Origin of the sequence: Actinokineospora sp. (genome assembly GCF_050699995.1) — a bacterium.
Taxonomy (GTDB): Bacteria; Actinomycetota; Actinomycetes; order Mycobacteriales; family Pseudonocardiaceae; genus Actinokineospora.
The window spans coordinates 1-23,502 of the sequence record NZ_JBOHGC010000268.1; the positions used below are offsets into that span (position 1 = coordinate 1).

At 71.1% G+C, this 23,502-nt stretch carries 20 protein-coding genes and 1 pseudogene; 9 read left to right on the top strand and 12 right to left on the bottom strand.

What is annotated here, in order from left to right:
* The 5 genes and pseudogenes from ACRDSQ_RS13640 to ACRDSQ_RS13660 all read right to left on the bottom strand — a co-directional run.
* Nucleotides 1-957, bottom strand: a 957-nt coding sequence (locus ACRDSQ_RS13640; RefSeq protein WP_431421404.1) for an acyl-CoA dehydrogenase family protein, incomplete at its 3' end; no start/stop codon positions are given.
* On the bottom strand, nucleotides 954-2,123 hold the full coding sequence (locus tag ACRDSQ_RS13645; RefSeq protein ID WP_431421406.1) for an acyl-CoA dehydrogenase family protein: 1,170 nt from the start codon (nucleotides 2,121-2,123) through the stop codon (nucleotides 954-956). The genes ACRDSQ_RS13640 and ACRDSQ_RS13645, both read right to left, overlap by 4 nt.
* Nucleotides 2,120-2,578, bottom strand: a pseudogene (locus ACRDSQ_RS13650) (MaoC family dehydratase); the annotation flags it as partial. The gene ACRDSQ_RS13645 and the pseudogene ACRDSQ_RS13650, both read right to left, overlap by 4 nt.
* A 171-nt stretch (nucleotides 2,579-2,749) precedes the next feature.
* A complete protein-coding gene (gene fabG / locus ACRDSQ_RS13655) occupies nucleotides 2,750-3,505 on the bottom strand; it encodes a 3-oxoacyl-ACP reductase FabG (protein ID WP_431421408.1) in 756 nt (251 codons plus the stop codon).
* A gap of 75 nt (nucleotides 3,506-3,580) precedes the next feature.
* Nucleotides 3,581-4,060: an XdhC family protein gene (locus tag ACRDSQ_RS13660; protein ID WP_431421410.1), complete on the bottom strand. Its 480-nt coding sequence runs from the start codon at nucleotides 4,058-4,060 to the stop codon at nucleotides 3,581-3,583.
* A gap of 101 nt (nucleotides 4,061-4,161) precedes the next feature.
* Between ACRDSQ_RS13660 and ACRDSQ_RS13665 the strand changes: the two genes are divergently transcribed.
* From ACRDSQ_RS13665 to ACRDSQ_RS13675, 3 genes are all read left to right on the top strand, one after another.
* Complete coding sequence (locus tag ACRDSQ_RS13665; RefSeq protein WP_091382324.1) at nucleotides 4,162-4,602, top strand: Lrp/AsnC family transcriptional regulator; 441 nt, start codon at nucleotides 4,162-4,164, stop codon at nucleotides 4,600-4,602.
* On the top strand, nucleotides 4,595-5,458 hold the full coding sequence (gene nudC, locus ACRDSQ_RS13670; RefSeq protein WP_431421411.1) for an NAD(+) diphosphatase: 864 nt from the start codon (nucleotides 4,595-4,597) through the stop codon (nucleotides 5,456-5,458). The genes ACRDSQ_RS13665 and nudC overlap by 8 nt, the downstream gene beginning before the upstream one ends.
* 114 nt (nucleotides 5,459-5,572) lie before the next feature.
* Nucleotides 5,573-7,765 carry an MMPL family transporter gene (locus tag ACRDSQ_RS13675; RefSeq protein ID WP_431421412.1) on the top strand — a complete coding sequence of 731 codons (2,193 nt, stop codon included), beginning with the start codon at nucleotides 5,573-5,575 and terminating at the stop codon, nucleotides 7,763-7,765.
* 49 nt (nucleotides 7,766-7,814) lie between these two features.
* Here the strand turns inward: ACRDSQ_RS13675 and ACRDSQ_RS13680 are convergent, their stop codons facing one another.
* Nucleotides 7,815-8,597, bottom strand: coding sequence for a helix-turn-helix domain-containing protein (locus tag ACRDSQ_RS13680; RefSeq protein ID WP_431421413.1), 783 nt, complete (start codon nucleotides 8,595-8,597; stop codon nucleotides 7,815-7,817).
* A gap of 61 nt (nucleotides 8,598-8,658) precedes the next feature.
* On the opposite strand from ACRDSQ_RS13680, the gene ACRDSQ_RS13685 reads away from it, so the two are divergent.
* Nucleotides 8,659-9,285: a phosphoribosyltransferase gene (locus ACRDSQ_RS13685; RefSeq protein ID WP_431421415.1), complete on the top strand. Its 627-nt coding sequence runs from the start codon at nucleotides 8,659-8,661 to the stop codon at nucleotides 9,283-9,285.
* Here ACRDSQ_RS13685 and ACRDSQ_RS13690 read toward each other — a convergent pair.
* From ACRDSQ_RS13690 to ACRDSQ_RS13710, 5 genes are all read right to left on the bottom strand, one after another.
* Nucleotides 9,282-9,641, bottom strand: coding sequence for an STAS domain-containing protein (locus ACRDSQ_RS13690; protein ID WP_431421416.1), 360 nt, complete (start codon nucleotides 9,639-9,641; stop codon nucleotides 9,282-9,284). The genes ACRDSQ_RS13685 and ACRDSQ_RS13690 overlap by 4 nt on opposite strands.
* 123 nt (nucleotides 9,642-9,764) lie before the next feature.
* Entirely contained in the window at nucleotides 9,765-11,204 is a 1,440-nt protein-coding gene (locus tag ACRDSQ_RS13695) for a sensor histidine kinase (RefSeq protein WP_431421417.1), read from the bottom strand.
* Nucleotides 11,182-11,907 (bottom strand): response regulator transcription factor, encoded by a 726-nt coding sequence (locus tag ACRDSQ_RS13700; RefSeq protein ID WP_431421418.1) that lies wholly within the window; start codon nucleotides 11,905-11,907, stop codon nucleotides 11,182-11,184. The genes ACRDSQ_RS13695 and ACRDSQ_RS13700 overlap by 23 nt, the downstream gene beginning before the upstream one ends.
* Before the next feature lie 78 nt (nucleotides 11,908-11,985).
* A complete protein-coding gene (locus ACRDSQ_RS13705) occupies nucleotides 11,986-12,318 on the bottom strand; it encodes a hypothetical protein (RefSeq protein ID WP_431421420.1) in 333 nt (110 codons plus the stop codon).
* A 40-nt stretch (nucleotides 12,319-12,358) separates the two neighbouring features.
* A complete protein-coding gene (locus ACRDSQ_RS13710; RefSeq protein ID WP_431421422.1) occupies nucleotides 12,359-12,646 on the bottom strand; it encodes a hypothetical protein in 288 nt (95 codons plus the stop codon).
* A 61-nt stretch (nucleotides 12,647-12,707) separates the two neighbouring features.
* Between ACRDSQ_RS13710 and ACRDSQ_RS13715 the strand changes: the two genes are divergently transcribed.
* From ACRDSQ_RS13715 to ACRDSQ_RS13730, 4 genes are read left to right on the top strand one after another with little or no spacing between them, the layout of a single operon-like run.
* The gene (locus tag ACRDSQ_RS13715; RefSeq protein WP_431421424.1) at nucleotides 12,708-14,678 is read left to right on the top strand and encodes a condensation domain-containing protein; all 1,971 of its coding nucleotides are present in this window, start codon (nucleotides 12,708-12,710) and stop codon (nucleotides 14,676-14,678) included.
* Between the two features lie 11 nt (nucleotides 14,679-14,689).
* Nucleotides 14,690-21,145 carry an amino acid adenylation domain-containing protein gene (locus ACRDSQ_RS13720; protein WP_431421425.1) on the top strand — a complete coding sequence of 2,152 codons (6,456 nt, stop codon included), beginning with the start codon at nucleotides 14,690-14,692 and terminating at the stop codon, nucleotides 21,143-21,145.
* The gene (locus ACRDSQ_RS13725) at nucleotides 21,142-21,459 is read left to right on the top strand and encodes an AzlD domain-containing protein (protein WP_431421426.1); all 318 of its coding nucleotides are present in this window, start codon (nucleotides 21,142-21,144) and stop codon (nucleotides 21,457-21,459) included. The genes ACRDSQ_RS13720 and ACRDSQ_RS13725 overlap by 4 nt, the downstream gene beginning before the upstream one ends.
* A complete protein-coding gene (locus ACRDSQ_RS13730; protein WP_431421427.1) occupies nucleotides 21,456-22,202 on the top strand; it encodes an AzlC family ABC transporter permease in 747 nt (248 codons plus the stop codon). Before ACRDSQ_RS13725 ends, ACRDSQ_RS13730 begins: the two co-directional genes overlap by 4 nt.
* A 24-nt stretch (nucleotides 22,203-22,226) precedes the next feature.
* On the opposite strand, the gene ACRDSQ_RS13735 is transcribed toward ACRDSQ_RS13730, so the two are convergent.
* Entirely contained in the window at nucleotides 22,227-22,841 is a 615-nt protein-coding gene (locus ACRDSQ_RS13735; RefSeq protein WP_431421428.1) for an alpha-ketoglutarate-dependent dioxygenase AlkB, read from the bottom strand.
* Nucleotides 22,842-22,946: 105 nt separating this feature from the next.
* On the opposite strand from ACRDSQ_RS13735, the gene ACRDSQ_RS13740 reads away from it, so the two are divergent.
* A complete protein-coding gene (locus ACRDSQ_RS13740) occupies nucleotides 22,947-23,213 on the top strand; it encodes a hypothetical protein (protein WP_431421429.1) in 267 nt (88 codons plus the stop codon).
* Nucleotides 23,214-23,502 lie beyond the last annotated feature (289 nt).

Genomic DNA, 23,502 nt, shown 5'->3' on the forward strand with positions numbered 1-23,502 from the left:
GTACAGGTGGGCCGGGTGCTCCCACGTCATCCCGATCCCGCCATGCAGCTGCACACACTCCTCCGCCGCGCGCACCGCGACCGTGGAGCACAGGGACTGCGCCACCGCGACCGCCACCCGGACGTCGTCACTCGACGTCGCCAGGGCGTCGGCGGCGTTGAGGGCGGCCGCGCGGGCCAGGACGATCGACTGCCACAGGTCCGCGAGACGATGCTTCAGCGCCTGGAACGAGCCGACCGGGCGACCGAACTGGTAGCGCTGCTTGAGGTACGCCACGGTCGTGGTCAGGCACCACTCGGCGATTCCCACCTGCTCGGCCGCCAGCAGCGCCGACCCGGCAGGCAGCGCACTGTCCACAGCGGACTCGCCGGAACCGGCCAGCCGCACACCGGGATCGCTGAACGTCACGTCCCACACCGGCCGCGTCAAGTCCAGCGACACCACCGGCTGCACGGAAGCCGCCTCGACCAGGTGCAACCCGCCGTCAGCGGGCACCACGAACTCAGTGGCGGCACCGGCGTCCGCGACCGAGCGCACGGTCCGCGCGAGCGGGCCGTCCACCGGGCCGGACAGCGGGATCGCCAGCACCACAACGGATTCCCCGGACGCCATGCGCTTCAACGCGTCCTGTGCGTGCGGGTCGTCGGACAGGTGCAACAGCGCGGCCGTGGCCAGCATGCTGCCCAGGAACGGAACCGGCGCCACCGCTCGTCCAAGCTCCTCGGCGACCACCGCCGCCTCGCGCCAGCCCGCGCCCTGGCCGCCGAGGGACTCCGGGACCGGCAGCGACGTCGCGCCCAGTCCCACCAGGGTCCGCCACAGGTCCAGGTCCACCGGTGTGGCCGACTCGACCCGACCCAGCACGGTGGCCGCGTCCGCCTTGTCCGCCAACAGTTCCCGCACGCCCGCGCGGAGCGCTTCCTCGACGTCGGAGGTCAACAGGTTGGGGTCGCTCATTTCGGCAGGTCCTTCCACGCGGCGTCCTTGTCGACCCGGGGTTCGCTCGGCAGGCCCAGCACCCGCTCGGCGATGATGTTGCGCAGGATCTCCGACGTGCCGCCCTCGATCGAGTTCCCCTTGGCACGCAGGTAGCGGTAACCCGCGTCGCGCCCGGTGAAGTCGACCATGTCGGGCCTGCGCAGCGTCCAGTCGTCGTAGCGCAGGCCGTCGTCGGTGATCTCCAGTTCCAGCCCGGACAGCTCCTGCGCGAGCCGGGCGAACGCCAGCTTCATCGCCGACCCCTCCGGCCCGGGCGCGCCGTTCGCCAGTTGCTGGCGCAGCCGGATCCCCGCCAGCCGCAACGCCTCGGCCTCGACCCACAGCTTGAGCAGCCGGTCGTGCGCCTCCGGGGTGCGCCGGTCCGGGTTGGCCCGCCAGGTGTCGGACACGACCCCGATCATCCCGCCCTCACGCGGGATCGACCGGCCGCCGATCGCGACGCGCTCGTTCATCAACGTCGTCTGCGCGACCCGCCAGCCGTCGCCGACCGCACCGAGGCGGTGGGCGTCCGGGATGCGCACGTCGGTCAGGAAGACCTCGTTGAACTCGGCCTCACCGGTGATCTGGCGCAGCGGCCGCACGTCGACACCGGGGTCGGTCATGTCGCACACGAAGTACGTCATCCCCGCGTGCTTGGGCACGTCCGGGTCGGTGCGGGTCACCAGGATCGCCCAGCGCGCGGTGTGCGCGCTGGATGTCCACACCTTCTGCCCGGTGACCAGCCAGTCGTCCCCGTCGCGGCGGGCCCGGGTGCCCAGCGCGGCCAGGTCCGATCCGGCGCCCGGCTCGGAGAACAGCTGGCACCACACCTCTTCGCCGGTCCACAGTGGACGCAGCAGCCGCTTCTTCAGCTCCTCGGACCCGAAGGCGAGGATCGTCGGCGCCGCCATGCCCAGCCCGATGCCGATGCGCCGCGGGTCGTTGTCGGGAGCACCCGCGGCGGCCAACTCGGCCTCCACGATCTCCTGCTGCGCCCGGGGCAGCCCCAAGCCGCCCAACCCCTCCGGGAAGTGCACCCACGCGAGCCCGGCGTCGAACCGGGCGCGCAGGAAGTCGAGCCGGTTGGTCGTCGCCGGGTCGTGCTCGGCGAGGAACGCCTTGACCCGCTCGCGGACGTCGGTCACTGGGTGTCCTTTCCTGGCACGAGCAGCACGACCGCCTCGGCGACGCAGCCCGGCTTGTCCTCGCCCTCGATCTCGACGGTGTAGGCGAAGACCGCCTGGACGCCGAGAGCCACCGGGGTCACCGACTTCAGCTCGGCGCCCGCCCGCACCCGCGAGCCGACCCGGACCGCGCTGGGGAACCGCACCTTGTTGAGCCCGTAGTTGACGCCCATGGAGAAGCCGCGGAAGTCGTAGATCTCCCGGCCCAGCATGGGAAGCAGCGACAGCGTGAGGTAGCCGTGCGCCACCGTGCCGCCGAAGGGGCCCTTCGCGGCGCGCTCGGTGTCGAGGTGGATCCACTGGTGGTCGCCGGTGGCGTCGGCGAACTGCTGGACCTGCTCCTGGGTGATCTCGTGCCACTCCCCGTACCCGAGGTGCTTGCCCTGGGCCTGCGTGAGCGAGTCGAGCCCGTCGAATGTGTGCGGGAGAGCCCGTCCAGGGAGAGAGGCACGCGATAGCCGCGCCGAAGCGCTCCCTGACGGTCCGGACGGATCGCCCGAATACTCCCGGTATGAGGACGATCCGTCCGGACCGTCAGGAACCGCTTCGATCACGGCTATCACGCACCTCTCTCCCTGGACGGGCTCTCAGTCCTTCGGTCCGCCGGCGACGTAGATGACCTGGCCGGAGACGAAACCGGCTTCCTCGCCGCACAGGAACGACGCGGTGGCGGCGATGTCGTCCGGGGTGCCGATGCGGCCGACCGGGATCATCGACGCGGCGCCCTTCTTGAAGTCCTCGAACGACAAGCCCATCCGCTCGGCGGTGGCCGCGGTCATCTCGGTCTCGATGAACCCGGGGGCGATGGCGTTGGCGGTGACGCCGAACTTGCCCAGCTCGATGGCCAGCGTCTTGGTGAAGCCCTGCAGACCGGCCTTCGCGGTGGCGTAGTTGGCCTGCCCGCGGTTGCCCAGCGCCGACGTGCTCGACAGGTTCACGATCCGGCCGTACTTCTGCTCGGTCTGGTGCTTCTGGACCGCGCGGGTCATCAGGAACGAGCCCCGCAGGTGCACGTTCATGACCAGGTCCCAGTCGTCGTCGGTCATCTTGAACAGCAGGTTGTCGCGCAGGATGCCCGCGTTGTTGACCAGCACGGTCGGCGCGCCCAGTTCCTCGGCGACCTTCGTGACGGCGGCCTCGACCTGCGCGGAGTCGCTGACGTCGGCGCCGACGGCGAGCGCCTTGCCGCCCTCGGCCTCGATCGCCGCGACGGTGTCCGCGCAGCTCGCCTCGTCGAGGTCGATCACGGCGACGGCGAACCCGTCACGGGCGAGGCGCTTGGCGACAGCGGCGCCGATACCTCGAGCTGCGCCGGTGACGATGGCGGTGCGGGGCTGGGACACGGACTCCTCCGAACGGTCGAGTTGCTAAGCGATCGCTTAGCGAACCTACTCCCGAGTGTTCGTCGGTGTCCAGACTCAGAACTCGAACCCGCCGAGCTTGCCGTTTCGGTCGGCGATGAGTCCGGCCAGCGTCGCGATGGCGATCTCGGCGGGCGTCCGCGAGCCGATGTTGAGCCCGATCGGCCGGTGTACCGCGGCGATCCGCTCCTCGTCGACCCCGAGGGCGCGCAGCGCGGGCACGTGCGGGGCAGGGTGCCGCGGATTGCCCATCACGCCGACCCAGCGCGGGTTCGCCGCGAGGACGTCACGCAGGACCTCGCCGAGTTCGGCGCGGTGGTGATCGGTGATGATCACGTCGGCGTCGGGCCCGAGGTCGGCGGGCAGCGCGCCGGACGCGGCTCGCGGATCGACCAGGACGACGCGGTAGCCGAGGTCGGCGCCGTAGCGCAGCAGGTGCTCGGCCACCTGGGTGTCGAACACGGCCACGAGCGTGCGGGTTCCGGTGTCGGGCGTGACGGCCCCGTGGGCGACGTCGCAGGAGTCCGGTGAGGTCATGCCAGCAGTCTCGTCCACCGCCGCCGGTCCAGCCACGTATGGACCTGATTCGGCAAGATCGCGTTATGGCATGATGACGTCAGTCAAACAATGGGGTTTGCATGGATGAGATTGACCGGACTCTCTTAGCCCGGCTGCAGCAGGACGCGACGACACCTTACGCGGCACTGGGGCAGGAGGTGGGGCTCTCCGGTGCGGCGGCGCACGAGCGGGTACGCAAGCTGCGCGAGCGCGGCGTCATCCGCCGCACCACCATCGACGTCGACCCGGCCGCCGTCGGCAAAGGGGTCCTCGCCTACGTGATGATCGAGGCCGACGCCTGGATGGGCGGGCCGGACACCGGCGAGGCGCTGCGCGCGCTGCCGTGGGTCGAGGAGGCGCACATCGTCGCGGGCAGCCCGTCGCTGCTGGCGAAGGTGCGCGCCAAGACCACCAGCGAGTTGCAGCAGGCGCTCAAGGGGATCTTCGACATCGACGGCGTCACCGGGACGCAGACGATCGTGGTCCTCGAGACCTTCTTCGAGAAGTCCGTCGATGTCTGAACTCGCCTACACGGGCCTGAACCTCGACCGCGCGGGCGCCCGCCGCGCCGACGACCAGTGGCTGACCGGCCTGCGCAAGAACGCGAAAGCCGTCGCCCTGTGGCGCGACCACTGCCTGGTCCTCAACGAGCAGCCGGTGTGGGTGGACGTCCCTGAGGACGCCGTGTTCCTCGGCCTCGACGGCGACACGGGTGTGTTCGCCGTCGACCTGTCCGACTTGGAGGAGGCGGCCGCGGCTGAGTCCGTCGGCGCCGACGCGGCCGTCGACATCCGGCGACTGGTCAGCGGCCTGGATGCCGAGGCCGCGACCCGGCTCGCCTACGCCCGCGGGCTGCTGCACTGGAACCGCAACCAGCGGTTCTGCGGCGCGTGCGGTTCGGCTGCCCGCGCGGTCCACGGCGGCCACCTGCGGATCTGCACCGGCTGCGGCAAGCTGCTGTTCCCCCGCATCGAACCGGCCGTGATCACCCTCGTCGAGTACGGCGACCGCTGCCTGCTGGGCCGACACCGGGGTGCCGCGGCGAACGCCTTCTCCACCCTCGCCGGGTTCGTCGAGATCGGTGAGAGCCTGGAGGACGCCGTCCGCCGCGAGGTCGCCGAGGAGGCGGGCGTCGCGGTGGGGGCGGTCGAGTACCGGGCGTCGCAAGCCTGGCCGTTCCCGTCCGGCCTGATGCTCGGTTTCCGGGCCGTCGCGACGGACCCTGAGATCGCCGTCGACCGCGACGAACTGCTCGAAGCCCGGTGGTTCACCCGAGACGAAGTGCTTGCGCTGCAAGAGGAACACCGCGTCGCGGGCACCGGCCGGACCGACTCCATCGAGCAGTTCCTGGTCACCTCGTGGCTGACTGGATCATGATCCCCTAGGGGATCTGCCGGGGTACAAGATCGGGGCCAGCACCTGATCCGCCGGGGCGTTCCCCCTGCCAGTCTTCGTTCAACCTGAACGGAACCTGTGTGGGGGGAACCCAAAATGTCAGCAAAACCGATGGTGACGGTGCGCATCGCGCGCTGGAGCGCGTTACACCCGTGGCGGGCGATCGGCGCCTGGGTCGTCTTCGTCGCCATGTGCATCGGGACCGGCGCGGTGCTCGGCACCAAGACCGCGGACTTCAGCGACAACCCGAAGGGCGAGCAAGCGGTCTACCAGCGCATCGTCGATGACGCGCAGCTCAACCGGCCCGCGTCGGAGAACGTGCTCATCACCGCCCGTGACGGCGCGCTCGACCAGGACAAGGCGCTCGCCGTCGCGGGCGAGGTCCGCACCCGGATGGACGCGCTCACCGAGGTCGACAAGGTCGGCGAGCCCACGCCGTCGCCGAAGGGCGACGCGATCCTGGTCAGCGTCGACATCGCGGGCGACCGCGAGACCGCGGACCAGCGGCTGCAGCCGCTGCTCGACCTCACCGCGTCGATCCAGGCCGCGCACCCCGACCTGCGGGTGGAGCAGGTCGGCGGGCAGTCGCTGAACAAAGCCCTTTCGGAGACCTTGGGGGAGGACTTCCAGAAGGCCGAGTTCATCAGCATCCCGGTCACCCTGATCATCATGCTGCTCGCCTTCGGCGCGGTGATCGCCGCGGGCGTCCCGGTCCTGCTCGCCATGTCCGCGGTCGGCAGCGCGCTCGGCCTGTCGGCCCTGGTGTCGCAGCTGGTGCCCTCGACGGAGAACACCTCCAGCATGATCCTGCTGATCGGCATGGCGGTCGGCGTCGACTACTCGTTGTTCTACATCCGTCGAGAACGTGAGGAACGGGCGCGCGGGGCCGGCCACATCGACGCCGTGGAGATCGCCGCCGCCACCTCGGGCCACGCGATCGTCGTCTCGGGCATCGCCGTCGTCGTCGCCATGGCGGGCATGTTCGTCGCCGACGACGTCACCTTCTCCTCCATGGCGATCGGCGCGATCCTCGTCGTCGTGGCCGCGGTCATCGGCTCGATCACCGTGCTGCCCGCGATGCTCGCCAAGCTCGGCCGCTGGATCGACCGGCCCCGCGTTCCGCTGGTGTGGCGGCTTTCCGCGCGCTCCAACGGTGAGCCGAGGTTCTGGAAGGCGATCCTGAAGCCCTCCCTGCGACGTCCGGGCGTGGCCCTCGTCGTGGCCGGTGGCGCGCTGGTCGCCCTCGCCATCCCCGCCGCCGGGATGACCCTGAACTCGCCGTCGGACGCCGACCTCCCGCGCAGCATCCCGATCATGCAGAGCTACGACCGGATGACCGCCGCATTCCCGAGCAAGGGCGCCGTGCACGCCATCGCGGTCCGCGCGCCCGCCGACGCGATCGCCGCGACCGACTCCGCCGTCACCGAACTGACCCGCCGAATCCAGGCGGACCCCGGCTTCGCGAACGACAGTGCCCCGAGGGTGAACCGTTCCGCCGACGGCCGGATCTTCGTGATCGCCGCGGCCATCCCGCACCGGGGGAGCAGCGCCGAAGCCGACCAGTCCCTGCTTTGGTTGCGCACCAACGCTCTTCCCGCCACCGTCGGCGCGGTGACGGGCGCGGAGTTCGCCGTCAGCGGCGAGACCGCGGGCAACAACGACTTCATCGAGAACATGACGTCGGTTCTTCCGTGGGTGGTGGCGATCGTGCTGCTGCTGACGTTCCTGGTCATGCTGTGGACGTTCCGCTCACCGGTGATCGCGGCCTCGGCGATCTTCCTGAATCTGCTCTCCGCGGGCGCCGCGTACGGCGTGCTTGTCCTGGTGTTCCAGAACACCTGGGCCGAGGGCCTGCTGGGCTTCACCTCCACCGGGGGCATCGTGGCCTGGCTTCCGCTGATCCTGTTCGTGGTCCTCTTCGGACTCTCGATGGGCTACCACGTCTTCGTGGTCAGCCGGATCCGCGAGGCCCGCGGCAAGGGCATGGACACCCGATCGGCCGTCTCGCACGGCATCACGACGTCCGCGGGCGTGGTCACCAGCGCGGCCGCCGTCATGATCGGCGTGTTCTCGATCTTCGCCACCCTGAGCACCATCGACATGAAGCAGATGGGCGTGGGCCTGGCCACCGCGATCCTCATCGACGCGACCCTGATCCGCGCGGTGATCCTGCCGTCGCTGATGGCGGTCCTGGGTGAGGCGAACTGGTGGACGCCGAAGTTCCTGCGTCCACGCGCCGAGCCGATGGCGGCGCCTGCTCCGATGCGGGAACTCGACCGCGTCGGCTGAGCCACCGTGCAACTGCCCCGGATCGAGCTGATCCGGGGCAGTGGCCTGTTCAGCCGCGAAGCACCGCGGCTGTCGCCGCGTCGGCGGGGAAGAACGACTCGATCGCGAGTTCGGCCACCGTGACGTCCATGGGCGTTCCGAACGTCGTCACCGTGCTGATCAGCGCGAGCTCCGCCCCGCCGTGCCGCAACCGAAGCGGCACCACGACATCGGCCGAGTCCACCACCGGTTCCGCCTCGGCACAGGGATACCCCGCCAACTCGTCATGGAGTTCGGCGAGCGACTCGTCCGCGGTGATGACGATCTGCCTGCGCAACCGGCTCAGCAGATGCGCCCGCCACTCACCGAGGTTGACGATCCGCGACGCCAACCCTTGCGGGTGCAGGCTCACCCGCAGCACGTTCACCGGCGGTGCCAACAGGTCGGCGGCCACACCGTCGAGCTGCGAGAGCAGACTTTCGTTGGCCTCCACCAGGTTCCAGCCCCGGTCGACCGCCACCGCCGGGAACGGGTTGTGTCCGGTGAGGACTTGGCGCACCGCCGTGCGCACCGCCGCCAACCGCGGCGAGTCGAGCGGGTCCTGGGAGTACACCGGCGCGTAGCCCGCGGCGAGGAGCAGCTGGTTGCGGTCCCGCAGCGGCAACTCCAGGGTGTCGGCGAGCAGCAGCACCATGTCCCGGCTTGGCGCCGAGCGCCCGGTCTCGATGAAGCTCAGGTGCCGGGTGGAGATGTCGGCCCGCAGCGACAACTCCAGCTGGCTCAGTCGGCGGTGCTCACGCCACTGGCGCAGCAGCGCTCCAGCGGACCGGTCGAGTGCGGCGGCGGTGGTCATGGGCCCACCGTACGACGGCTGTCGATTACCTCCGAGGTCAACTCTGGCGCACACTGGGAGCATGCGATTCGCCGACCGGGCGGACGCCGGCCGCGTGCTCGCGGGCTGGCTCACGCACCTGCGCGAAGAGAATCCGCTGGTCCTGGGCTTGCCGCGGGGCGGTGTGCCGGTTGCCGCCGAGGTCGCGACCCACCTCGGCGCCGAGGTGGACGTCGTCCTGGTGCGCAAGGTCGGCGCCCCCGGACACCCCGAACTCGCTGTCGGCGCGGTGGGGGAGGGCGATGTCACGGTCCGCGCGGACGACGTGCTGCGCGACCTCGACCTGGCCTGGTCCGACGTGGCCGCCACGGCCGACGGTGAGCGCGCCGAGGTCCGCAGGCGGGCCGACCTGTTGCGGGCGGGCGCGGCGCCGCGAGACCTCGCCGAGCGCACGGTGATCCTCGTCGACGACGGCGTGGCGACCGGGTCGACGATGGCGGCCGCCGTGCGAGTGGTGCGGGGAATGGGCGCGGCCCGCGTGGTCGTCGCAGTGCCCGTGGCGCCGCTGGATGTGTTGGTGCGCTTGCGAAAACTCGCCGACGAAGTCGTGTGCCCGCTGACCCCGCAGCGCTTCGTGGCGGTCGGCTACTGGTACGAGGACTTCAACCAGGTGCAGGACTCCGAAGTCCGCGCGATCCTGGGACGCTAGTCGATCCGCACACTGCGCGCCACCGCGGCCGGACCCAGCAACTCGAGGATCCTGCGCATCGACGGGGGCGGGTTGTGGAGCACCAGGAAACGCCCCTCGCCGAGTGAACCCGCGGCCCGGACCACCGTGATCACGCCCGAGATGTCGATGAAGTCCAACTCGGCGAAGTCCAGGTGCACGTCGCCTTCGGCCTGCCTGCACAAGGCGAGCAGGAACTCCTCGAAATCGGGGCGGGTGCTCAGATCGGCGTGCCCGGACACGCGCGCGCCATGCGGGCGGTCGGCGTCGCTGTCGTCGCTGTCGTGGCCGTCGGGGCTCGGCTCGGGCAGCGGGAAGAGGTCAGTGATCGCCGCCACCGCCTCGCGGAGGGGCCATCGGCCCGCCAGCCGTGCTCATGCCCTCACCCCTCCCAGGCGCAGCGGATCCAGTGGACGCCGAGCCTACGCGCGAGCACGGCACGTGTCTCAGGTCCAAAGTCCTCAGCCGGGCCGCATGGGTAACAAGACCGTCAAGCACGTCCGTCCTGGCTCGCTTTCCACCGAGACCGACCCACCATGAGCTTGCAGGACGGCGGACACGATCGCCAGGCCCAAGCCGGTGCCGCCCGCCGCGCGCGAGCGTGCGCCGTCGCCGCGCACGAAGCGATCGAAGACGTCGTCCCGCAGGTCGGCGGATATGCCGGGGCCGTCGTCGGTCACCGTCAGGACCACATGGTCGCCGGTGCGGGACAGCCCGGTCGTGACCGTCGTGCCCGGCGGCGTGTGGGTGCGGCCGTTCGCCAGCAGGTTCGCCACCACCTGGTGCAGCCGGGCCTCGTCACCGGTCACCACCACCGGGTCGGCGGGCAGGTCGAGCCGCCAGTGGTGTCCCGGACCGGCCACCTGGGCGTCGCTCACCGCGTCGACGACCAGGCGGGACAGGTCGACCGGCTCGGCGAACAGCGGGCGGCCCGAGTCGAGGCGGGCCAGCAGCAACAGGTCCTCGACCAGCGTGGTCATCCGGGCCGCCTCGGACTCGACCCGCGACAGCGCGTGCGCCATCGACGCGGGCACCTCGTCGTCCTGCCTGCGGGCCAGTTCGGCGTAGCCGCTGATCGCGGCCAAGGGGGTGCGCAGCTCGTGGCCGGCGTCGGCGACGAACTGCCGGACCCGGGTCTCGCTGGCGTGCCGGGCGGCGAGCGCGTCCGCGACGTGCCCCAGCATCTTGTTGAGCGCGGAGCCGACCTGGCCGACCTCGGTGCGCGGATCGGTGTCGGCCGCCTCGACCCGGTCCGGCAGTGCCACCTCACCCCGGTCGAGCGGCAGTTCGGCGACCCGGCGCGCGGTGTCGGCCATCCGGTCGAGCGGGCGCAGCGTCCGGCGGACGATGATCGCGCCCGCGACACCGGCCACGGTGAGCCCGATGAGGGAGACCGCACCCAGGACCAGGCCGACGGTCCACAGGGTGTCGTCGACGGAGTCCATCGGCAGGCCGGTGACCACGGTGGCGGGCCCGGCCGGGGTCGCTATCAACCGGTAGTCACCAAGCCCGCGCAGCTCGCGCTGGCGGATGGCGCCGTCGACCGGCAGCGCCGCCAGGGTGGGGAGGAGGGCTGCGGGGATGTCGTCGCGGCTGCCGGTGGTGCGCTGCAGCTTGGCGTCGAGCACCCGGCCGTCGTAGACCAGCACGTTGAGCGTTCCGGGCCCTTGTCCTGGGGCGTCAATCGGCGGCCTGCCGCGTGGCGGGCCGTGGTCGCGGCCGACGTAGTCGCTGGCCCGCACGCCCGCGTCGGCGAGCTGCCGGTCAAGCTGGGCGACGAGGAACGCGCGCAGCACCACGATGGTGACCACGCCGATGACCAGGCAGACCATCGCCAGTAGGACCACCTGCTCGGTGATCAGCCGCGCCCGCAGCGTCCTAGCGCGCCGGTTTGAGGACATATCCGGCGCCGCGCATCGTGTGGATCATCGGCTCGCGGCCCACGTCGACCTTCTTGCGCAGGTAGGAGATGTAGAGCTCGACGATGTTGGCCTGCCCGCCGAAGTCGTAGTTCCAGACCCGGTCGAGGATCTGGGTCTTGCTCAGCACCCGGCGCGGGTTGCGCATAAGGAAGCGCAGAAGTTCGAACTCGGTGGCGGTCAGGGTGATCTCGGTGCCGCCGCGGAAGACCTCGCGGGTGTCCTCGTCGAGGGTGAGGTCGCCGACGACCAGGCTCGCCCCGGCGGAGGCCTCGGTGACACCGGTGCGGCGAAGCAGGGCGCGCAGGCGCAGAACGACCTCCTCGATGCTGAAGGGCTTGGTCACGTAGTCGTCGCCGCCCGCGGTGAGCCCGGCGATGCGGTCCTCCACGGAGTCCTTCGCGGTGAGGAACAGGACGGGCAGCGACCCGACCTCGGCGCGCAGCCTGCGAAGCACCTCCAGTCCGTCGAAGTCGGGCAGCATGACGTCGAGCACCACCACATCGGGCCGGAACTCCCGCGCGACCCGGACCGCGTTGCCACCGTCCAGGGCGCTGCGCACGTCCCAGCCCTCATACCGCAGAGCGAGCGTCACCAACTCGGCGAGCGTCGGCTCGTCATCGACGACAAGTACCCGAACGGGCGACCCATCGGATCGTCGCAGCTGCGGCCGGGGTGCGGACATGCCTTGAATCATCCGCCATCCGGATGCGACCGACCTGTGCTGAACCTGTGCGCCTGCTGTGTGACTCGGGCAGCCGGGTCAGGCGGCGTGGTGGCAGGTCGGGCAGGTGCAGTCGGCGCAGGTGCAGTTGTTGCAGCTGTCGGCGCAGCCCTCGCACTGGCATGTGGCGTGGTTGCAGGTGGGGCACGTGCAGTCGGTGCAGCCGCAGGTGGCGCAGGAGTCGTCGCAGCTGCCGCACTGGCAGCGGTCGCACTCGTCGTAGTGCACGGTGCCGTTCTCGCGGTGCTCGCGGTGCAGGTGGCCGTCGTGCGCGTAGTCGACATGGTCACCGTGCACGATGGCCGCGTGCCCACACTCGGGTCCGTGCGTGTGCCGGTGCTGTTCCGCGGGCTGGTGCTCGATCGTCGTCATGCCCCCATGCTTATGCGCATGGCTGCATCCGGCGAGTCGATCACTTGTCGACCGGGTCGACCACCTTCGACGCCGCGACGATGATCGACCACAGTGGACTGCGCGTGCGTTCGTAGTACACGCGGCGATTCGCCGGTTCCCGGTGCTCCACCAACATCCCAAGATCGACGAGCCGGGTCAGCTCGATCCCGCAGGCACTCTGCGCGATCACCGTCTTGGGTGGCTCGGACTGGTAGAACCGCGGCCCCGCGTGCTGGTGGATCCACAGCGCCAGCCGCAGCCTGCTCGGCCTGCCGAACATGAGCCGACCGACATCGCCTGCGTCCATTGGGCGCTCCTGGGTAAGCGGTAGCAGTTATCCGATATCAAGATAGCGGCGTGGAGGGGTCGTGTCGAGCGGAGGCGCCGGGGGGCAGGGGCCTGTGCGGGGCGAGCGCTACTACCGCACCGGCGACCTGGTCCGCCTCGACGCCGACGGCGTGGTGCATTTCCGCGGCCGCACCGACAACCAGGTGAAGATCCGCGGCAACCGCGTCGAACTGGGCGAGGTCACCGTGGCCCTGCTCGCGGTCCCCGAGGTGACCGACGCCTACGTGCGGGTGGTCGGGGACGCGGAGGACAAGCGGCTGGTCGCCAACGTCGTCGCCGCCGGCCTCACCGACGGGGGCGTGCGCGCCGCCGTCGCCGCGCGGGTGCCCGGTTACCTGGTGCCCGACCAGATCGTCCTGGTCGACCGCCTTCCCTTGAACGCCAACGGAAAGGTCGACGCCTCCGCGTTGGCGACACCTGTGCGCGGGCTCGCGCGGCAGACGCCGCGGGAGCGTGAACTGGCGCAGCTATGGGGTGCCGTCCTCGGGATGGATCCCGCTTGCGTCCCGGCCGAGGCGTCGTTCTTCGACGTGGGCGGCAACTCGATCAAGCTGGGTGTGCTGCTCGGCCGGATCGCCCGGCAGCGGGGAGTCCAGCTGACCTTCCAGGACGCGTTCGCCGCGCCGACGCTCGCCGCGATGGCCGAGGCACTGGCAGCGGCGCCCCGCGCGGTCGCGGACCCGATCCCGGGCGTGCCCGCGGGCGATCCGGTCGCCGTGCACCCGCGACAGGTCGCGCTGCACGCGCTGTGGCAGGTCGACCCGGCGCCGCCGGTGTACAACATCCCCGTGCGGGTCGCCATCGCCGGTGACCTCGACGTGCCGCGGCTGCGCGCGGCCTTCACCGCGCTCGTCGACCGACACGACGCACTGCGCATGCGGTTCACCTACGCGGAGGGCGCCGTCCGGCAGGCCGCCGCCGCGGTCACGGCGACCCTCGCCTACCGCGCCGAGCCGGAGCCCGACGTCCTGGCCCGCTTCGTGCGGCCGTTCGACCTCGCCGCGCCGCCGCTTGTGCGTGGGCTGCTCACGCGAACGGGCCCACACGCCCACGAGCTGTACCTCGACGCGCACCACGTCGTGGTCGACGGCATCTCGCTGCGGCTGCTGGTTTCCGACCTGTTCGACCTCTACGCCGGGGCGGACCTTCCCCCACCGGTGACGACCTACGCGTCCGCCGCCCAGTGGGCCGCGCGGCGGGAACCCTCGGCGGCCGATGAGGAGTTCTGGCTCGCTGAGCTGGCGGGCGTGCCCGCCGGGCTGGACCTGCCCACGGACCGGCCGCGTGGCGCCACCCGCGCCGTGCGTGGCGCGGTCGCGCGCCGGGTCCTCGACGGCGCCACCGCCGCGGCACTCGACGGAGCCGCGCGCGAGTTGGGTGTCACGACCGCCGCCGTCGTCCTGGCGGCCTACACGGCCGCGCTGGCCCGCCTGTCCGGCGGGCGCGACCTCGTCGTCGGCTCACCGATGAACGGGCGCACCCACCCGGATGTCGAGTCGGTGGTCGGCATGTTTGTCAGCACGGTGTGCCTGCGGGCCCGGGTCGACACCGAGACGACGGTGGCCGACCTGGCACAGCAGGTAGGCGGCAGGCAGGTAGCGGCGCTGACGCACCAGGACTACCCGTTCGAGCGGCTCGTCGAGCGGCTCGGCGTGCCCCGCGACCCCGCGCGCAATCCGCTGTTCGACGCGCTTTTCGCCTACCAGGACATCGAGTTCTACGAGTTCGCCAAGGCCGGGCTGACCCTGTCGCTCGAACTGCTCAACCCCGGGACCACGCGGTTCGACCTCAACCTGCAGGCCTACCGCAGGCCGGACCGGCTAGAGCTCGACCTCGAACACGCCGCGGACCTGTTCGACCACGCCTCCGCCGACTACCTGCTCGACCAGTGCGCCTCCGCACTCGACGAACTCACCACCGCGCCGGACACACCGGTCTTCGCACCGGTCAGCGGCGCCACCGCCGTCTCGGCCGCGGACTTCTCGTTTTAGGAGCACACCACATGACCACGATTTTCGAGCAGAACCAGCTGCTGCACGCCGCTCCCGAGCACGCCGAGCACTGGCGGCGAGTAGTCGCCGCGACCACGGACCCGACGGTCGTCGTGCGCGACTTCCTCGGCCAGGACCCCGCCCGCCCCACCGCCCGGCACACCGCGCCGCTACCCGACGCGGCGCTCGCCGAGGCGCGGCGGATCACCAAGGGCGACACGACTTTGCTTCGGCTGGTGCACACCGCGGTCGCCGCCGTGGTGACCGCGCGCGCCACCGACACCGGCTCGGTCACCCTCGTCGCGCCCGCCCCGCCGGACGCCGCGGCGGCCGGGCTGCCCGTCACCGCGCGGATCGACCGGGATGCGTCGTTCCGCACCGTGCTGGGCGCGGTGCGCTCGGCCTACCTGGAAGCCGCGGCGCACGCCGGGGTCCCGTTCTGGCTGCTCTTCGACCGCGCCGGGGTCAGCCCGTCCGACATCGCGGTCGGTGTCGACGGGTCCTTCAGCGCCGCCGACGCGGTCGCCGCCTGCTGTGTGCTGCACTTCGATATCGCCGACGGCGCGGTTGGGCTCACCTACCGCACGGACCTGTTCCTGCCGACGACCGCCGCCCGACTGGTGCACGACTACGCCCGGGTCCTCGGCGCCGTTCTGTCCGATGTGGACTCCAAGTTGGCGCCGCTGATCGACGCGTGCGACGACGACGACGTGCTCCTGGCGGGTTTCAACGACACCGGCCGGGAGTTCGAGGCCGACGCGCTGCTGCACGGCTTCCTGGAACGCGGCGCCCGCGCGCACCCCGACCGCGTCGCGATCCGCGACGACGGCACCACCTACGCGGCGCTCAACGCCGAGGCGAACCGGTGGGCACACCGGCTGCGCGCCCTCGGTGTGGGCCGGGGCGACATCGTCGGCGTGTGCCTGCCCCGCTCGCCCCGCGAACTCGTGGCGATCTACGCGGTGCTCAAGGCAGGCGGCGCCTACCTCCCGGTCGACGCGACGCTGCCCGCCAACCGGATCGAGTACATGCTCGAGCACAGCGGCGCCCTTGTGGTCATCGGGGACGCGTCGACCCGTGACGCGGTCGCGTCGGTCGAGGTCTTCGTGGACTGGGACAGCCCGGACGGCCTGCCCGAGAACGACACCGACCCGGACGTCGTGACGGACTCGCGCGATCTCTGCTACGTCATCTACACCTCCGGGTCCACCGGCAGGCCCAAGGGTGTGATGATCGAGCACCAGGCCATCGTCAACCGGCTCCTGTGGATGCAGCGCGCCTACCCGCTGGGCGAGGGCGACGTCATCCTGCACAAGACGCCGTTCACCTTCGACGTCTCGGTCTGGGAGATCTTCTGGTGGTCCATCGCGGGCGCCGCGGTGTCCACGCTGCCCTCCGGCGCCGAGCGCGACCCCGAGCGCATCGCCGCCCGCATCGCCGAGCACGGTGTCACCACGACGCACTTCGTCCCGTCGATGCTGCAGGCGTTCCTGGCCTTCGCCGACGCCGTGGGCACCGGCATCGCCCTGGGCACCCTGCGCGCGGTCTTCGCCAGCGGTGAGGCTCTGGGCACCAGCCTGGCCGTGCGCTTCCACGCGCTGCTCGGACACGTGGAGCTGGTCAATCTCTACGGCCCCACGGAGGCCGCGGTCGACGTCAGCTGCCAGGAAACCCGCGCCGTCGACCCCGACCGGCCGATGCCCATCGGCAGGCCGATCGACAACATCGTGCTGCGTGTGCTCACCACCGCCGGAACCGTCGCCCCCATCGGCACGCCCGGCGAACTGTGCATCGGGGGCGTCGGGCTGGCCCGGGGCTACCTCAACGCGCCGGAGCTGACCGACCAGCGCTTCGTGGCCGACCCGGTGGATCCGGCGCGGCGGATCTACCGCACCGGCGACCTGGCCAGGTGGACCCCCGCGGGCGTCATCGAATACCTGGGCCGCATCGACACCCAGGTGAAGATCCGTGGCTACCGCATCGAACTCGGCGAGATCGAGCACGTCGCGGCGAAGGCACCCGGCGTCGCCGACTGCGCCGTCGCCGCGTTGGCCGACGAGCGCGGGGACCGCGCGCTGTGCGCGTATGTCGTTGCCGGGCCGGGGTTCGACGCCGCGGAGTTCACCGCCGAGCTTGGGCGCGAGCTGCCGTCTTACATGGTGCCGACGTGGGTGGTCGAGGTGGAGGCGATCCCGACCAACCACAACGGAAAACGCGACGTGAGCGGGCTGCCGAAGCCCACGCGCGCGGCGGACACCGACTACGTGGCGCCGAGTTCGGACTCTGAGCGCGTCCTCGTGGAGCTGTGGCAGTCGGTGCTCGGCGTCGAGCGGGTCGGCGTGCACGACAACTTCTTCGCGCTGGGCGGGGACTCCATCAAGTTCATCGCCGTGCTCGCCGCGGGCCGGTCGGCCGGTTTCGTGTTCACCTTCCAGAACCTGTTCGCGAACCCGTCGGTCGCCGAACTCGCGGCCGTCGTCCGGCGCGGTGACGCGGCGGGGGAGTCCGCCGCGGCGCCGCCGTTCTCGCTGCTGTCGGAGGCCGACCGTGCGCGCCTGCCCGCCGACGCCGTCGACGCCTACCCGATGTCATCGCTGCAGACCGGCCTGCTCTACGAGGCGGCACGGTCGGAGCAAGGAAGCGGCCTCTACCACGACATCCTGAGCTACCACATCACCGACGTGGTCGACCTCGACGCGTTCCGGTCCGCCGTCACCACCGTCGCCGCGCGGCACGCGATCTTCCGGACGGCGTTTCACCTGGACGGATTCAGCGAGCCGGCGCAGGTCGTGCGCGAACGGGTAGCGTGCCCGCTCACCGTGTTCGACCTCGCCGACCTGCCCGCCGCCGAGCAGGACGCCCGGCTGGGCGAGTTCGCCGCGCTCGAACTCGCCCGCGGCTTCCGGCCCGGCGAGCCCGACCTGGTCCGCGTGCACCTGCACCTGCTCGGCGACCGCGGGTACCAGTACACGCTCAGCTACCACGACGCCGCCCTCGACGGGTGGAGCGTCAACACCCTGCACCGCGACATCTTCGCCGCCTACTTCGCCGCCCTGGACGGCGCGGAGCAGGCGGCGGCCGACCTGACCGTCAGCTACCGCGACTTCATCAAGGCCGAGCGGGAGGCCATCGCCGACGCGGACCAGCGCCAGTACTGGCTCGACATGCTCGCCAAGTACGAGAGCACCCGGCTGCCCAGGTTCGCAGGCGAACTCCCGGCGGGCGGGGTCGTGCTGCACGACGTCGACCTGCCCGACACCGTCGCCGAGGGCGTGGTCCGCACCGCGGCGGCGCTGCGAGTCCCGGTCAAGTCCGTGCTGCTGGCCGCGCACGTGGCCGCGCTGGGATTCGTGGCGGGCACCGACACGGTGCTCACCGGGTACGAGCACAGCGGCAGGCCCGAGGTCGTGGGCGGCGAACTGCTGCCCGGACTGTTCCTCAACACGATCCCGTTCGGCATCACCATCGGCGACGGGACCTGGGCTGACCTGGTGCGCGAGGTGTACCGCCGCGAGACCGACTTGCTGCCGTACCGGCGCTTCCCGATGCTGGAGATGAAGCGCGCGGTGGGCACGCGCGAACCGTTGTTCGAGTCGGTCTTCAACTTCACCCACTTCCACGTGCTGAAGGACCTGTCCGCCCAGGACGGCTTCGAGATGGTGCGCTCGGTCGTCAACGCCCAGACCGAGTTCCCGTTCCGCGCCGAGTTCGCCCAGGACGCGATCAGCGACCAGGTCCAGCTGTCGCTGCACTACCACGCCGACGCCTTCACCCCGGAGCAGATCACGCGTGTCGGCGGCTACTACGCTCGCGCGCTGGCCCTGCTCTCGTCCGCCCCGGACGAGGGTCTGCGCGCGCGGTCGCTGCTCAGCGACGACGAGGCGACCGAGCTCACCACAGCGTTCCGCGGCGCGACCCGCGAACGGCCCGAGGGCACCTTCGTGGACAGCTTCGCCGAGCACGTGGCCGCCGCGCCTGACGCGGTCGCCCTCGTCCACGGCGCGACCGATCTGACCTACCGCGAACTGGACGAGGCCAGTGACCGCATGGCGAACCTCTTGCGCGCCAACGGGGTCACGGCGGGCAGCGTGGTCACCACGCTCCTCGACCGCGGTGTCGACTGGGCGGCCACTGTGCTCGCCGTGCTCAAGCTCAGCGCCGTGTACCTGCCGCAGGAGCCGTCGTACCCGGCTGAGCGCCTGGGCTCGGTGCTGCGCCGCAGCGGCAGTGCCCACCTGGTGGTCGACGCCTCCACGACGGACGCTGTGCGCGCCGCCTTGGCGGCGGTCATGGACACGACACCAGCACTGCTCACCCCGCAGGACGCGCGCGCGCTCGCGGCCGAGCCGGTCGATTCCCGGCCCGCGCCCGGCGACCCCGCCTACATCATCTTCACCTCGGGGTCGACCGGTGAGCCCAAGGGCGCGACGATCCGGCACTCGGGCATGCTCAACCACCTGCTGGCCAAGGTCGTCGACCTCGACCTGACCGCGGCCGACCGGATCGTGCAACTCGCCACCCAGTGCTTCGACATCTCGGTGTGGCAGCTGCTCGCCGCGTGGGTCGTGGGCGGGCGCACCGTCATCGTGGGCCAAGAGGTGATCAGCGACCCCGCGGCGCTGCTGCGAACGGTCGCCGACGCCGAGATCACCATCCTGGAGTTCGTGCCGTCCTATTTGGACGCTCTGCTCGCCGAGGCGGAGATCCGAAAGGTCGACCTTCCCGCGCTGCGCTACAACCTGGTCACCGGGGAAGCGCTGCCGCCGGGGCTGACCCGCCGGTGGTTCGGTGTCTACGACGCCCCTCTGGTCAACGCCTACGGGCCGACCGAGGCGTCCGACGACGTCACCCACCACGTCGTGGCCGCGCCCGTCGACGGCGACCGCGTCCCGGTCGGCACGGCCGTCCTCAACACCGGTCTCTACGTCGTCGACAAGGACAACCGGCTGCGTCCGCTCGGCACGTTCGGCGAGATCGTGGTCACCGGCGCCGGGGTCGGACTCGGGTACGTCAACGACCCGGAACGCACCGCCGCGGCGTTCCACCCCAACGTGCTCGACGACCTGTCCACCATGATGTACCGCACCGGCGACGTGGGGCGGTGGCTGCCGGGCGGCGTCCTCGACTGCGCGGGCCGCGTCGACCACCAGGTGAAGGTGCGCGGTTTCCGGATCGAGCTCTCGGAGATCGAGGGCACGATCGGCAGGCTCCCCGGCGTGGACACCGCGGTCGTGGTGGTCCGCGAAGCGGGTGGGGAGAAGCTCCTCGCCGCGTTCTACACCGGACCCGCCGAATACGACGTGGTGGCGGTGCGCGAGGCGCTGGCGGCCACCCTGCCCAGCTACATGCACCCCGACTCGGTCCAGCACCTCGACGCCTTCCCGCTGACCGACAACGGCAAGGTGGACCGTGCCGCGCTGGTCAGGCTGGTCGCCGCGAGCGCGGTGCGCCGGGTGCGCGAGGAGCCCGCCGACGACCAGGAACGATTGGTCGCGGGCGTGTTCGCCGAGGTGATCGGCCTGGCGCCCGAGGACGTCGGCGCCACCGACAACTTCTTCGACATCGGCGGCCACTCAATCGCGGCGATGAAGGTCGCCATCGCGCTCGGCGACGCGGTCACCGTGCGCGACCTGCTGACCCATCCGTCGCCGCGCGCTCTGGCCCGCCACCTGCGCGAGCGCGCCGCGGATCGACGCGAGCTGCTGGTCGACCTCACCGCCGCGGCGGGGCTCACCTTGGCGCGGGCGGAGCGCACGGTGGTGTGCGTGCCGTTCGCGGGCGGCAGCGCCGTCAGCTACCTGGACCTGGCCCGTCGCCTGCACCAGGAGCGGGTGCGGGTGCTCGGCGTCGAGTTGCCCGCCCGCACCGGCCGCGACCCGCGCGCCGCCGTGCCCGCCGACCGACTCGGCGATGACCTCGCCGCGGAGATCGCCACCACCGTCACCACCCCGGTCGCGCTGCTCGGACACTGCGCGGGCACCGGACCGGTGCTCGCCGCCGCCGCGGCCCTGCGCGAGCGCGGGACCGAGGTCGAGCGGCTGTTCCTGGTGGCCAAGGTGCTCAAGTCGGACGATCCCGACGACCACGCCAACAACGAGGTGATCCACATGACCGAGACCGAGATTCTGGACTGGTTGGTCGACAACACCGGCTTCGACGAACTCGACCACCTGTCGGACACGGCCAAGACCGACCTGTCCCGGGCGTTCCGCTACGACAGCGCCGAGGCGAGCCACGCGTTCGCGACCGCCCTGCGGGCGACGGCCCCGGCCAGGTTCCCGATCACGGCTGTCTACGCCGCGGACGACCCACTGGTGCGCGGGCACGAGCAGGCGGTCGCCACCTGGGGCCGCTTCGGCGACCTCGACGTGCGGGTCGCTCCCGACGGCGGGCACTACCTGAACAAGACCAGGCCGGAGTTCCTCGCCGAGTGCGTGCTGGCCGCCGACGGCGAGGCCACGTCATGACGGTGTTCACCATCGCGGTGATGGGCGTGATCGTCTTCGCGCTCAGGTTCTCGTTCTTCGCGCTGCCGCAGGATATCCGGCTGCCGAAGGTCGTCGAGCGGTCGCTCTACTTCGTGCTCCCGGCGGTCCTCATGGCCATGGTCGTCCCGACCATGATCCTGGACAACCACGGCGACTTCCGGCCGGTGGGCAACCCCTACCTGGTCGGTGTGGCCGTCGGCCTCGCCGTGGGCGCGGTCAAGCGGGACAGCTTCTTCCTGATCTTCGCCTCGAGTGTCGTGGCGTTCGCGCTGGCGAAGGTGGTGCTGGCATGAACGGCAGACTGTCCGAGGTGGGCAAGGGCGCCCGCGACGTCGTCCCCATCGTGGTGGGCGCGGTCCCGTTCGGCGTCCTGTTCGGCGCGCTGGCGGCGGAGGCGGACTTCGGCCTCCTCAACACGCTGCTGATGTCGCTGCCGGTGTATTCGGGCACCATGCAGATGATCGGGCTGAACATGATCAGCATCGGCACGAGTTGGCCGATCGTGGCGTTCGCCTCGTTCATCGTCAACTCCCGCCACGCCTTCTACAGCGCCGCCCTCACCCCTCATATGCGCCAACTCGGCCTGGGCTGGCGGCTGGCGCTCAGCTACGGGATGACCGACCAGATCTACGTGCTCGCCGAACGCCGCTACGCGAACCGCGACGGCTCGACCGAGAAGCACTGGTACACGCTCAGCACGTCGGTCGTCCTGTTCATCATGTGGCTCGCCAGCACGTGGGTCGGGTTCGGCTTCGGCGACATTCTCAAGGAGTTCGAGGACCTGGGCTTCGACTTCGCGCTGTGCGCCACCTATGTCGCCCTCGCCGCGTCGTCGTTCGCCGATTTCCGTGCGATCGCCGCGGGTCTGTCCGCGGGCCTGCTGGCCGTGGCCCTCTTCGGCGTGCCGTACCAGGGCGGACTGTTCATCGCGATCATCGGCGGCATCGCTGTCGGACTCGGCGCGGACAAGCTGTTCCCGCCCAAGCCCGAGGAAGAACCCGCCGAGAACCTGGCCGCCGCGGAGACGCCGACATGACAGACCGCCGGTGGCCCGCTGTCGTCAGAGCACGCCGCGGGGGCGGAACTGGATGCTGATGCGCGGGCCGACCGGTCTCGCCGTCTTGGGCACCGCGTGCTCCCACGTGCGCTGGCAGGACCCGCCCATCACCAGCAGGTCCCCATGTCCGACCTCATAACGCAGCGTCCGGCCGCCGCCGCGGGGGCGAAGCGCCAGCGCTCGGGGGGAGCCCACGGAGACGATCGCGACCATCGTGTCCTCCGTCGCTCCCCGGCCGATTCTGTCGCCGTGCCAGGCGACGGAGTCGTTGCCGTCGCGGTAGAAGCACAGGCCTGCGGTGGCGAAGCGTTCCGGGTAGTGCGCGTTGAGGGCGTCCCTCGCCTCGACGAGCAGCGGGTCGGGGAGTGTGGCGCCCTCCGGGTAGTGGCGCAGCAGCCTCGGGACGTCGACCACCGAGTCGTACATCTTCCGGCGCTCGGCTTTCCACGGCACGGCGTCGACCAGGCGGTCGAAAAGGTCGTCGGCTCCGGGTAGCCAGCCGGGGAACAGGTCGAGCCACGCGCCGTCGGACAGGGGGACGCGACGCAGGCCGGACAGCGGTGGGAGCCCGGCGGTTTCCGGGGCGTCCCACAGTGAACCCTGCAGTGCCACGCTCACCGCCCCAGCGTACCAAAATCATCGAACAGGTGTTCAGTGCGCGCGTCGATCCTGCGCGAGGGATACTGGGACCACATCGACGTGGCATTCCCGAGAGGAACCATCATGCTTGCCGTTGCGAGTCGGACGACTCCGGTGGTGGAGGTGGGCGTGCGCCTGCGGGCCGCCGCCGAGAAGGTGGTCCGCGACGTGTCGAGCCCGGGGGCGGTCGACGACCTGGTCGCCGGGCTGGCCTGGACCGCCGCGTGCGGGCAGACCTGCCAACTCACCGGCCCGGTAGCCGGTGTCCGCCAGGCGATCGCTGCCCTGCGGGCCGGTGACGCGCCGTCGGCGGAGTCGGCGCTGCGGTCGGTGCTCGCCGCCATGCGGTGACCAGGGACACCTCCCGCGGGGAACCATGCCGCCGCTCATCGCGTTGATGAGGTGTCGCTTCCTGAATCAGGGCTGACGGACGTTTCCCGGCGGTGTCCCCCACACTGTCGGACGCACGCCGTCGGCGCGCGGGCGACCATGCCGCCGACCGGACAACCCCCCAGGTGACTGGTCAGCTGGTCGTCTTGGCGTGGTGAGTTGATCTTTGGGCTCGCCGGGTGGATCATGGTGTGGTGCCCGACGAATCGCAGCCCTCGTATGAGGAGTTGGCGTTGTTGGTGAAGCAGTT

Excerpts from the sequence above, each read along its gene's own strand:
- ACRDSQ_RS13660 (WP_431421410.1), bottom strand. The coding sequence starts at position 4,060 with ATGACCTCACCGGACTCCTGCGACGTCGCCCACGGGGCCGTCACGCCC.
- ACRDSQ_RS13665 (WP_091382324.1), top strand. The coding sequence starts at position 4,162 with ATGGATGAGATTGACCGGACTCTCTTAGCCCGGCTGCAGCAGGACGCG.
- nudC (WP_431421411.1), top strand. The coding sequence starts at position 4,595 with ATGTCTGAACTCGCCTACACGGGCCTGAACCTCGACCGCGCGGGCGCC.
- ACRDSQ_RS13675 (WP_431421412.1), top strand. The coding sequence starts at position 5,573 with ATGTCAGCAAAACCGATGGTGACGGTGCGCATCGCGCGCTGGAGCGCG.
- ACRDSQ_RS13680 (WP_431421413.1), bottom strand. The coding sequence starts at position 8,597 with ATGACCACCGCCGCCGCACTCGACCGGTCCGCTGGAGCGCTGCTGCGC.
- ACRDSQ_RS13685 (WP_431421415.1), top strand. The coding sequence starts at position 8,659 with ATGCGATTCGCCGACCGGGCGGACGCCGGCCGCGTGCTCGCGGGCTGG.
- ACRDSQ_RS13695 (WP_431421417.1), bottom strand. The coding sequence starts at position 11,204 with ATGTCCTCAAACCGGCGCGCTAGGACGCTGCGGGCGCGGCTGATCACC.
- ACRDSQ_RS13700 (WP_431421418.1), bottom strand. The coding sequence starts at position 11,907 with ATGTCCGCACCCCGGCCGCAGCTGCGACGATCCGATGGGTCGCCCGTT.
- ACRDSQ_RS13705 (WP_431421420.1), bottom strand. The coding sequence starts at position 12,318 with ATGACGACGATCGAGCACCAGCCCGCGGAACAGCACCGGCACACGCAC.
- ACRDSQ_RS13710 (WP_431421422.1), bottom strand. The coding sequence starts at position 12,646 with ATGGACGCAGGCGATGTCGGTCGGCTCATGTTCGGCAGGCCGAGCAGG.
- ACRDSQ_RS13720 (WP_431421425.1), top strand. The coding sequence starts at position 14,690 with ATGACCACGATTTTCGAGCAGAACCAGCTGCTGCACGCCGCTCCCGAG.
- ACRDSQ_RS13725 (WP_431421426.1), top strand. The coding sequence starts at position 21,142 with ATGACGGTGTTCACCATCGCGGTGATGGGCGTGATCGTCTTCGCGCTC.
- ACRDSQ_RS13730 (WP_431421427.1), top strand. The coding sequence starts at position 21,456 with ATGAACGGCAGACTGTCCGAGGTGGGCAAGGGCGCCCGCGACGTCGTC.
- ACRDSQ_RS13740 (WP_431421429.1), top strand. The coding sequence starts at position 22,947 with ATGCTTGCCGTTGCGAGTCGGACGACTCCGGTGGTGGAGGTGGGCGTG.